The 12436-nt window shown below is 38.9% G+C and carries 2 protein-coding genes and 3 pseudogenes; all 5 read right to left on the reverse strand.

Going from position 1 to position 12436, the window contains the following annotated elements:
* Nucleotides 1-220: 220 nt before the first annotated feature.
* Nucleotides 221-7423: a cell surface protein SprA gene (sprA, locus tag IPL24_10165; GenBank protein MBK8364026.1), complete on the reverse strand. Its 7203-nt coding sequence runs from the start codon at nucleotides 7421-7423 to the stop codon at nucleotides 221-223.
* 122 nt (nucleotides 7424-7545) lie between these two features.
* Nucleotides 7546-8120: pseudogene (ruvA, locus tag IPL24_10170) on the reverse strand (Holliday junction branch migration protein RuvA).
* A 351-nt stretch (nucleotides 8121-8471) separates the two neighbouring features.
* Nucleotides 8472-9680 (reverse strand): annotated as a pseudogene (locus IPL24_10175) (IS4 family transposase).
* Complete coding sequence (locus tag IPL24_10180; protein MBK8364027.1) at nucleotides 9578-9808, reverse strand: hypothetical protein; 231 nt, start codon at nucleotides 9806-9808, stop codon at nucleotides 9578-9580. Before IPL24_10180 ends, IPL24_10175 begins: the two are co-directional and overlap by 103 nt.
* 711 nt (nucleotides 9809-10519) lie before the next feature.
* Nucleotides 10520-12436, reverse strand: a pseudogene (locus IPL24_10185) (NADP-dependent malic enzyme).

A 12436-nucleotide genomic window follows, 5' to 3' on the forward strand; every position in this document is an offset into this window, starting at 1 on the left:
GTGAGATCCAGAACGCATGTATTTATGGGAATATTTTAATCTTTTAGAAAATTGGTAAGTAGTGAGTGGTAATTGGTGAGTAGCACCAGTTTCAAATTTCAGACTATCATCATAACACAAAAATAGAAAGAGGTCATTGGTTATTTCCAATGACCTCTTTCTATTTTTGTAATGCAAACGATTTCAATTTAGTATTCAGTGCTACTCATCACTCACCATTTTACTGCGCCAACGTAAACCTGATCGCTATCCCCGCATTCGTATACGAAGTCGGATAACTTGTTGATGTAAATGGTTCGTTTGAACTGAAGTCGTAGAAAGCTCTTACATTAAAGCGGTCGTTCACAGGATAATCTGCTGAAACTTTTACACTCAACGTTTTTGTTCCTGCACTTGGCTGATTTGTTCCTTCAATCACTTTACGTAAAATGGTTGTATTCTCGCGAAGGTTCAGATCAACTTTAACAGTCATGTCGTTGCTTAGTTTTTTCTTGCCGCCAATTTTGAATGGAAGTGTTACTCGTTTGAATTTATAACCAAGACCAATCGTGTATTCAATTCCTCTTACCTCTGTCACCTGAATATTGGAATATGCAAGGGTAATTGTCCGGTCACGCTTGATCTCAAATCGTGTCTGTAAACTATTTTTCCATGTCATATCAAAGCCGATCAATGGAGCTAATTGTTCGCTGATCGTAATTTGCTGGATGTCGTATTTAGGAATGAAGTTCTGTGCTGTATCAAGTGCTGATGGGAAATTGTTCATTTCCTGATACAATAAATTCCGTGAAAATGAATTGACACTGAATACAGAGCGGTATCCATGACTAATCGTCAACGATTGTAAGAACGATTGCACGAATTTCAGTTTCGATAATCCATCATACGTCACTCTCCAGTTTGGCATAGGTATGATATCCCTGAAATTCTTCGTCAGTGAACGCGATGGTTGTCTGCCTGAATAAGCGCTAAGGAATGAATATGTAACAGCATCCTGTTGCGTCTGACCATAACCTTGTGCATATGGAATAGGTGTAGCTGACCCTGCAGGATTTGGATTATCCAATCCTAAAATATTGGAGAAGGATTGAATGTTATTTACAAATTGCGTGAAATTTTTATTTGAATAATCAGCCGCATCTGTTACAAAATGTGTATTCCATGTAAGATAGGAAGTAGAGAATGTTCCTGTTTCAGTGGGACTCAATGACTGATATATTCCTTCTGTCGGACTGTATTTGTAATATTCATTATGATTCAACGTAAAGTTTCTTGTGGCTGTTAATTCAATTTTGAAACTCTTGACAGGTTCAACAGTGGCCCGGAGATTTAAAGCCTGAACCTTTGTTGTAGTATAAAATGAATTCAGCGAAGTATCTTTTGTCAGCCAGTTATACCGGATCGCATCGGGTCTGGGGTCTTCCTGACTACCGAATAAGAATCCAACTCCGGGTGCATTTACTCCCTGACTGTAGTTCCAGTCTTGTCCTATCCAGTCTGGTCTTGGTTTGAAACCCGGTAATAAAATACCATTCGTTTCAGAATAACTTCCGGTTGCTGTCTTTATCATCATCAAAGTCTTTACAACTCCTTTGACAATTGGTGCGAATATCGATTCCTTTTTCTCTGTACTGTCTTTAACAGTCTTCAAAGAATCGCTTGGAAGTTTGATCTTTGGTTTAGGTGCAACCGGTTTTGGTGGTGTCGGCGAGTTGATCTTTTTAAGATACGGAATCTTGTTGTAAAGAGTAGCGAATGTCAGACTGGCATTGTATGTCCAGGTCTGAGAATTTGAAATTGTATTTCCCCAATCATCTTCTACAAATTTTCCCGTAGTATCAATTACCCGATCCCTACCTGTCCAGTTATACTCTGCCCCATAACGCACACTACCGGAAACAAAATCAGTCAGCGGTAATTTGTTGAATGGAACATTGTAAGTTGCATTTGAACCATGGTGATAATCTTTCAAGCGACCCAGATTTTTTAGACTTGTACGAATGGAATCTCTTTCTTCTTCTGTATCAATTTTTCCAATTGGTTCGTCAATGATCGCTCTTGCATTTGCGTTGAAATCAAGTTTCAGTGATTTGGTAAGATCCCAGTTTAGTCCATAGGTACGTGTCATTAAAAATGTTTTAATGTACGTTGGAGTTAAAATGAATAACTGTCCGCTGTTGTTTCTGAGTTGAGACTCAGAATATGTTCTGTCAAGTTGTGCACGGAAATTCAATGCACTTGGAAGCGGATTAATGTTTACATCCTTGATCAGACGGAGCCAGTTTGAGCTTAATGTTTTTGACTTCGATTTTTCAAAAGGTGCAAAAGGTTTTGAACCACTGCTGAAATTATATCCAATTGCACCGGAATATGTTTTTAATAAATAATATTCTGTATTGTAGTTTCTCTGGAACTCTTCAGTGTAAGCGTAATTAAAGTTCAGATTCTCCACATCATAAATATGCGGTTTCGCGCCTTGCTTGGTCTTTACTTTCCTTACCTGAGTAAAGTTGTAACTTTTCTTCTGTGTGTATTCTGTTACTGTCTGATTGATCTTATCTACTGCTTCCGGATTCGGAGCAGCGTCAATAGCTTGTGTAAGCAATACATCAGGATCCAAAGGATTGTATTGAGGTTTTACGATCTCTTCCGAATAACTGAAGAAGGCAGGAATTTTAATTCCTGATTTTTCCGGAAGGAATTTTCCTAATTCTATACTTGTGCTGAGTTCGTAAGATGATTTGTCAAATTTATCTCTCTCGCTAACTTTCGATTCTAAAGCGCCCCAGCCTGCAGTGCTGTGGAATCCTGCAATGTTGAAAGTTCCCAGATCAGCAAGCTTTGCACTCATCTTTGCCGTCGCTGCCCAGCCGCCTTCTTCATTGAAATCAGATAAACGTAATTCATTTACCCAGACTTCTCCGCAGATCTTTTGTCCGGTTCCATTCGGATCTTTTGGATTTCTGATTCCGATCATGATCGATCGAACCGCGGCTAAGTTAGGAGTACCTTTTACGGTAATTGTTCTATCGCCGTCTGCAATTGTGAAAGGCGTAAGCAATGTGACAGTACTATTCGTTGTCATTTCATTGTTACGTCGAAGTTTTGCTGTGATCAGTTTTTCCAGATCGATCTCCAGATTATTTCCTTCCGGCCAGATCTCACTTGGACTAAGCGTTCCTGATGGTGAAATGATCAGTGGTAAATCATATTCGTAATAGTTTTCATTGAAGTCGCTACCAATACGCACAAAGACATGCATATCGCCATTGTTCAATGCAGTTGTATTTACATTTGACTCAGCATGAATAAACATTTTCAGTTTCTTATATGCTCTGAAATCAAACTGAGTATTTCTGTAAGCTCCTCTTGCATCACCATCTTCCAGTTCGCATACACGAAGTGATAACGACTGCTCATTCAGTGTTGCCAATGCAGGTGCGCTCAGATCACGTTCTTGTTCAATTCCCGGAGGTAGAACATAGTTGATTGGTTTACGTGCACCATTTTCTTCAATGCTTACAGATGAAATGTCAAACGAAGTCGATCCCGGAGTTTCAGGTGTCGGACTATATTCACCCGGATTCAGCAATGAAAAATTGTATCTTCTCCATTCACCTCTGAGAAATTCAAGTTTTGCAAAACGACAGATGACAGGCGTTTCGAAATCTTTCATGAACATTCTGATGAACTCTACATTCGTAAGTTCAGGTGTTCCGATAGTTTTATCCGGTGTCTTAATTGGAATTTTGAACTGATACCATGTAATCGAGCCGGTTGTATTATTTGCCAATGAAACATTGTTCGTAGTTATGGCATCGGTAATATAATTCTGACCAACGATCATATTACCGGGTTTTAAAACTACTTTATACTGAAAATAATTCTCTCCGGTATTCATGTTGTTGTCACGGTTGATGTCTTCTATATCCGGATAGTTAGTGGCTTGAGAAACTTCATTACCATTTGGAATCGAGTTTCCTTCCATGCCGTTCCATCTTTTATATCGTTCCAGTGGTGAAGCATTAGCAGGTGTGTAATCATCTGCAAGGAAATATTTGTAATTATCTGCCGAAGGGTCATCTGTAGCCTGTAAATATGCACCTGATGTAGTTGTCCAACGTCTTTGCACTTCATCCAGATATGTGCTGAAATAATTTGCTTCATTTGCATCACTCAATCCGTCGAGACCAACGTCTTGCTGTTCACGGCTAGTGACATTATTGTCAAATGCATTTACAATGGATTGAATTGTCGGATAAACTCCCCAGGGAGAATTTTCTGTTGTGTAATTATTTGTTCCTGTTGCAGGTAAACCATTCTCGAAGCTCTTATGATTGTCTTTCAGGATATCTTCTGAAAGAGAACCAATATTAAAATAAAGATCGCCACCGGTACCATTATTCAATGAACTGTCTGCAAAAGGATCCATCATCCAGAACTGAATAAATTCAATGTTATTGGATTCAAAATCTACTGTTTCAATCTTCCGCATAATTCCACCCCAACGAGTATCAGGTTCTTCAAGCGCTCCGTTTATATTTAAACCTCTTGAAACAGGAGTTGGAAAAACATCATAGTTGTATGGTCCGCGTTCTGATGGATAGTATGCAACGTTTAAACAAGTAATTGTCTGCGGACCGTTTGGATTGGATTTGTTTGGAAAAATTTCTGCTTGCGGGACTTCGCGGACATAGTTATTACTTTGGTCATCAGCATTAATATCAGAGGGTGTTGAATTTTGTGTTCTCTGAAATAACGGATCAATGTAATACCAGGCAATTTTTGCACGGTTTAAACCTGATACAACAGTATCAGCCGGTGACGACAAAGAACCCTCGGGAAACATTGCAGGTTCTGTTTGTCCTTCCGGAACACTGGCAAGATACCAGAAGCTCGGTGACTTCATGTCCAGCGGAGTAATGGCTCCTTCAAAATCATCTACATAAGAGGTACCGGCTTTCCCAATCGCTCCTGAGTGGCCCGGAATCAACTGTGCAATTTCTCCACTGAATGTAAGTGTGCTGACTTCTTTTGTACTATAGAATGGAAGTTTGTCAAGTAGTTTTGTAAGGAAGCGGGATTCTCTTCTGTAATTTCCATCTAATCCCCAGACAACATTGGAAGCAGGCTCATCACCAACATTTACTTTTTGTGTAAGTGGACGCTCATACATGTGCATGAATGTTCCACCAATTTGAAAATCTTTGTTGAATGTATATTCGAGTCGTGTCCCTAAAATTGTTTTTGTCTGTAAATTGAAAAGGGAATTACTTTCAAGTTTGATCTCCAAAGGTGTGTTTGATCTGAGATAACTTTCATTCAGGATCTTTACACGGCCTAAAGTATAATCTACTGTGTAGTCAGTATTTTCAACAAGTTGTACAGCACCTGCCATTACTTTTACTGATCCTTGTGGAATATTCACGGCATTCAAAGGAATATCAGATCCTGTAGAAGACTGATAGGTACCTTTCATTGTAAATTTATTTTTCTCGGGTTGTTGTTGTGCTGCGGTTTTTGTTGAATCGTATAAGGCATCGTAGGCATACCTGTTTGGCAGTGTTCCATCAGATGCACAAAACTTTGATCTTAAATACGAACCGAATGGTTCTCGAACAGGAAATATTATTCGTCCGGATTGTTTATTAATAGTTATTCCGTCAACCCAGTCAAATACACCATCAGGTTGAGGATCACCATTTGTATTGATATCGTCGAGATTAAATAGCTTAATCAATGGAACGCCCCGAACATCATCGCAACCTGCTCCGATGTAATTAATATTTCCACCGATTCTGTCATCTTGATAAAGAACATCAAGACGGAAGTTTTCTGGTGCAATATTATAACCTCCTAGTGAATAAATGTTTTTCATCATCAGATCCCATGTATAAACCTTAGGGCTGAAATTCGTACTGTGGATCAATTTTACAAAAAGTGCTTCTGTTCCGGAAACAGTTCCATTTGTCTGACTTGTTAATTCTCCAACATGATATGGAACTCCATTGATCGTATATTCAAAAGCAACAGCCAGTACATCATTCGGTTTTAATTTTGAATTCAGGGAGATGTAACCAAGGTTTGCATTTAATGTGTATTCAGAAGCAGCAAGTAATCGGGCATTACCAACTGTCTCATAGTTTTTCTTCACAAGGAAATTTTGTGCAGACAAAGCATTCAGTAAACTGACGTTGGAGATGTCACGAAGTTGTGGAATGTTAGGAAGTACAGAATAGAGATCGTTGGAGTTATCTGATGGTATCGGACTCGCACCAGTTGTGCCTGTTACAAATGACTGTGATGGATCAGGATTTGTTTCGCCTAGATCTGCAAATGCAAAAATGTTTCTGTTTTGATTATTAGTAGAAATGGTCTGACGATTTGTGATCCAGACTTCAATTCTTGTAATGTTCACTGAAGATGAAACACGATTCAGATCCCGAAGGTTAGCGTCATATGTGTCCTTGAAATATTGTGCTAAAAAGAAGTGACGCATATCTTCGTACTGATCTGCTTTGATCTCAAAAGTAGAAGTTTGTGCACCACCTTCTACTTTTACTGTCTTCGCCTGAGTTTTATTTTGCGAGAAAACTCCGGTCACCATTAGCTTACCAAACTGTAATTGTGTTTTCAAACCGAATAATCCCTGCGATCCTTGAATTAACTGCGTTGGTAAAGTCAAAGTGATATTTCCGGCTTCTATCTTTTTGATGATGTCATCTTCATAACCGGTGTATTCGATCTTCATTTTATTTTCGAAGTCGAATGTTGCTTCAGTATTGTAATTCGTCGTCAGTTTCATCTTATCACCGATGTTGGCAATAACATTCATCTGAATTTTTTCTTTGAAGTCGAAAGTAGTTACAGTTCTTTGATCAAGTGGAATTGCAGGGTTCTCGCTTTTGTTGATATTCACACCAAAACTTAATTCAGCATTTCCTTGCGGACGAATATCAATTGTGTTTCCACCAAATATCCTGTCAAATACAACACTGTTAATTGTGATCTTCGGCGCGAATGCTTTTTTATTCAATTCATCTTCTTCGCCTGCACGTTGTTTCCAGTAGTCTTTTGTGGTCTTCTTAAATTCTTTTTCTACAAATTCGTCAAAAGTTAAATAGGATGGGTTACGATAAAAAAGTTCGCCCATGTTTTCATTGATGTTGTAGCGATTATTTTCCACATCATATTGAACATCAGTTTTGATATTCGAAGGGTCTTTCATGTACATTGGATTCGAACTCCCATCGTCGGAGTAAGAATCAGCAATCCGGTCGCGGAAAGGATAGACTAGCGTGTCAGAATCAGCGGGAGCTATAGTGGATGCAAGTTCGTAATCGTAAGTGGCAGGTTTACTTGTACCCCAGATCATGGTTAGTACAGACAAAGCGCTACCAATCCCGAAAATGACCTTCTTCAAACTTTTCAAGGCGTATTAATTTAATGAATGTTGTGTTTCAGCGTAGAGGTTGGGCTCGATACTTCAATCAATTTTAAACAGAGGGCTAAAAATAGTTTTTTTTACCCATTAAACGATAAAAATTAAAGCGCTTTTAGTGCATTTCTGATCAAATCTTCAACATTCGAAGAAGGAGTAGTTTTGAGCAAAGAATCAAGCGTTTTTCGACATTATTTTTGACGAAACCAAGTGTTACCAAAGCGGCCATTGCTTCGTTTTTCACCTTTAAATTGCTTAGTGTGGAAGGAATAATACCTTCTTTCATCAGCTTACTTTTTAATTCCAGAATTACCCGCAATGCAGTCTTTTCGCCGATCCCTTTTATGCTTTTCAGCTTTGAGGAATTATCACTCAAAATACATTGCTCGATTTCCTGAACATTCATGCTCGATAACATCATCCGCGCTGTATTGCAACCAATTCCGGAGACCGTAATCAACAAGCGGAAAAGTCGTCTTTCTTCTTCGTCAAAGAAGCCGTATAACGTATGTGCATCCTCAGTTATTTGAAGGTGCGTTAACAATCGAACATTCTCATTGTCACTGAGTTTCGAATATGTATTGAGCGAAATGTTAACGAAATATCCGACGCCGGCGCATTGTACCACAATGAATGCCGGGTTCTTTTCAATCATTTTTCCTTCTAAGGAGGTGATCATTCAGGGGAATTTTTTCCGAAAGTAAGAAAATTTGGGGCAAGAAATTCTGCGACTGGACTTTTTGTGTTGGGGTGTAGTTTGCAGGTTTGTGTTTGTGTTGGGTGAAGTCTGCTGGTTTGTGTTTGTGTTGGGTGAAGTCTGCTGGTTTGTGTTGGGGTGTAGTCTGCAGACTACACCCCAACACAAACCAGCAATTCGTTTTTAAAGACATAATGCTTTTCGGATTTCTTTTTCGTTTATTTTCCTTTGGCAAATTATTTCGTCATTTATGTGCGACCCCTCCGGGGTCGTGGGTGTTTGGTCTATGTCATTTCTACAAATATGCGACCCCTTCAGGGCATAGCCGTCAGGTTAAGCCGCCATGTTTAGAATCGAAAATGGAGAGCGTTTATTGGATTTCTGTTCTTTCAGGCAGGTATGTTCGACCAGTACGAGAATATTATTTAGGAACTCCGATAGATTCTTTTTCTTTAAAACAGCTAAACTTAATTCTGGCAAAACTTCCTTTACACATTTATAGAGCTTCATTTCACTGAGTTCCTTTTTATTTATCTCCCAGACTATTTTTTTAAAGCAGATCATTATATTGGTTACAAGAATGACCAACAATAATAATCCATAATGCATGCATTCAAAGCGTTGACGTTTCATAGATTTAACCTGATCTATTTTGTATACTGACTTCCACGCCTTGAATATTATTTCAATTTGCCATCTTAGGCTATAATAATTTCTGGCGTTTTCCATTGGTAATTCTTCTTGAGAAGTATTAGTAATATAAGCATTGAGATTACAGAATCGAAGTCGATCTCTGCTAATGTTTTTACGTTTATTCTGTTTGTCTGTTTTTAATTTTCTCCTTTTTTGATCTGAGATTTGATCCGGCACTTTTTCCAGTATCAACCGAACTGGCAATTTTTCCTTTCGGTCAATCCATACTTGAAATTGACGGATCTCACCTGACTTCATTTTCTTTTCTTCCTTGAGCAAATCAATTGCGACATATTCATCTTTATGTTTTTTGAATACCACTCTCCCAAATCGAAATCTACTTAAGAAATAGGCTCTGCGTTTTGCAATTTGTTTGAACCTGTCAATATTAAAATAGCCCAGATCTTCAATGATAAGATCATTTTTCTCTAAAAAGCAAATTTCACTCGAATAATCGGTTGCAACTCCGGAACGATTAACTAATGAAACAATTGATGCAGAAATTAAATCAAAACAATACTGAACCTTAATGGATGATGGGCTGGCTGCGCCTCCACTTCCTTTGTAAATTTTTTTAAATAAAGGAGGTAGTTCAAATTGGGTAGAGTCCCCAATTAAAATGCGTTTGAATTTTTTATGAGTCCAGATAAAATTAATGGCTAACTTTTGCTTCAAAGCGTGGGATACCATTTCTTTCATAAACGCTGAGGCAGAATCAGTGAAACGTTCCTGAAGACTTTGTTTCGTTATTTTTTTTCCTCTCTGAAGTAAATATCGGCATAGCCCTTCCAGACTAATGAAATCTTCCCTTTGATGGGCAAATAAGCAGAGAAAAAAAAATCCATGGCTTTTAAGATTCTATTGCGCTGAATAAAACCGTGTTTTATGGATAGCTTATCAATGATTTTTTTATCAAATAATTTGTTGATCCGATCGATCAATTTACTTTTGTCTTGCAGTACATCGGTGTGAGTCATATAAGTTTGTTTGGTAACTATTTATACGGCCTGTTCCTTTGTACTGCTTTTGTTTTTTATCCTAATTTTCAACTGTTTAATGTCAATTTCCTTAACCTGACGGCTATGCCCCTTCAGGGTCGGCAGCCTGGAAGATTTTCGACAATTTGAAATTCGCAAATCACAATGTGCGGGGTAAAGTTTAAACACTATAGCTTTAGTATAGTTCGCAGCATAATTTTTTTGTGTTGGGGTGTAGTCTGCAGACTGCACCCCAACACAATTTGTAATCTGCAGACTTCACTCTAACACAAACCAGCAATTCGTTTTTAACGACATAATGCTTTTCGGATTTCTTTTCGTTTATTTTCCTGGCGAATTATTTCGTCATTTTATGTGACCCCTCCGGGGTCGTGGGTATTCGGTCTATGTCATTTCTACAAATATGCGACCCTTTCAGGGTCGGCAGCCTGGAAGATTTTCGACAATTTGAAATTCGCAAATCACAATGTGTTGGGGAAGTTTGCATTCCATTGCTTTAGTGTAGTTTGCAGTCTAATTTTTTTGTGTTGGGTGTAGTCTGCAGACTACACCAACACAAAAGAGTCTGCAGATTATAAAACACAAAATAGAGTCTGCAGATTATACAACACAAAATGGAGTCTGCAGATTATACATCACAAAAAGGCTGCCCCTTTTGAGACAGCCTCTGATATATTTTCTGCTAACTCATCACGAATTCTTCCTCGACTGCGCGTCAACAACAGCAATCGTCACCATGTTCACGATCTCACGAACAGAACTTCCTAACTGAAGTACGTGAACAGGTTTTTTCATTCCTAAAAGTATTGGTCCGATTGCTTCGGCAGCACCCATTTCCTGTGAAAGTTTGTATGCTATGTTTCCTGATTCCAGATTCGGGAAGATCAGAACATTTGCACCTTCATTTGCGAATTCGCAGAATGGAAAATTGTCGGAAAGGAGGGAAGGGTTCAATGCAAAATTTGCCTGCAATTCTCCATCGACCATCATGACCGGATATTTCTGATGAAGGATGGCAACGGCATCTCTCACTTTTTGTGCAGAAGCTTCACTTGATGAACCGAAGTTCGAAAGAAAGTAATGCTATGCGAGTTTGATATTGAATTGCTGTACCGCCCAAGCGGTAAGTACAGTAATTTCTGCAAGATCTTCTGCTGTTGGATTTACATTCACAGTGGTATCGGCAAAAAAGATCGGTCCCTTTTTTGTGACCATAATATACATACCTGCAACTTTTTTCACTGACTCTTGTGTGCCTATGATCTGCAATGCCGGACGAATTGTATCGCCATATTTTCTTGTCAGGCCGGAAATCATTGCATCTGCTTCTCCAACATCAACCATCATGGCGCCGTAATAATTACGTTCGTTCATGATCTTCTTGGCTTCGTACAAAGTCAGTCCGCGGCGCTTGCGTTTCAGGAATAAAAGTTCTCCGAAATGATTTCTCTTTTCATCTTCTACACGCGGATCGATGATCGGTGTATCACCCAGATCAAGATTATTTTCTTCGATCAACCTGCGGATCTTCTCTTTGTTACCAAGCAAAATAGGTTTTGCAATTCCTTCATCGCGCACGATCTGTGCAGCTTTCAGAATTTTATAGGTATCAGCTCCGTAAATACAATTCGTTGAGGATGTTGCTTGCTTTTGCTTAACTACACGAATAAGTTTGTTATCTAACCCTAATCGTTTGCGCAATTCATCGCTGTAATTATTCCAGTTAGTGATCGGTGCCTGAGCTACTCCTGATCCCATTGCAGCTTTTGCAACGGCAGGTGCAACAGTTGTGATCAATCGTGGATCCAGTGGTTTTGGAATAATGTAATCAGTTCCGAAGGTGATGTTCTTTGCAATATATGCAAGATTCACAATTTCAGGAACAGGTTCTTTTGCGAGTTCTGCAATTGCACGAACTGCGGCAAGCTTCATCGCTTCATTGATCTGTTGCACGCACATCAAGTGCTCCACGGAAATAAAAGGAAATCCTAAAACATTGTTTACCTGATTAGGAAAATCAAGAACGTCCTGTGGCTATGATAATATCTTCACGCGAATCCCGGGCTTCATTATAAGTGATCTCCGGATCAGGATTTGCTAATGCAAATACGATCGCTTTTTTTGCCATCGACTGTACCATTTCTTTTGATACAATATTTCCTTTTGAAAGACCAAGAAAAAAACATCTGCACCTTTCATTGCTTCATCAAGTGTATGCAGATCGCGTTTAGTGGCAAATATTTTTTATTCTCATCAAGATCAGCTCTGTCTGCACGGATCACACCAGTACTGTCAAGCATGACAATATTTTCCTGTTTAGCACCAAGCGATATGTATAATTTTTGCATAAGATAGCAGACGCTCCGGCACCGCTGACAACAATAAGAACTTCATCAATTTTTCTTGCCAGTTCAAGTGCATTTTGGTAATGCAGCAGCAGAATGATGGCTGTTCCATGCTGATCATCGTGCATGATAGAATTTTCAATTCATTCTTAAGACGTTTTTCGATCTCAAAACTCCGGAGCGCTATATCCTCAAAATTGAGTCCTCCGAATGTTGGCGAAATTGCTTTAACTGTTGCAACAAATTTGTCCACGTCGGTTTC

Source organism: Bacteroidota bacterium (genome assembly GCA_016711505.1).
GTDB lineage: Bacteria > Bacteroidota > Bacteroidia > AKYH767-A > 2013-40CM-41-45 > JADKIH01.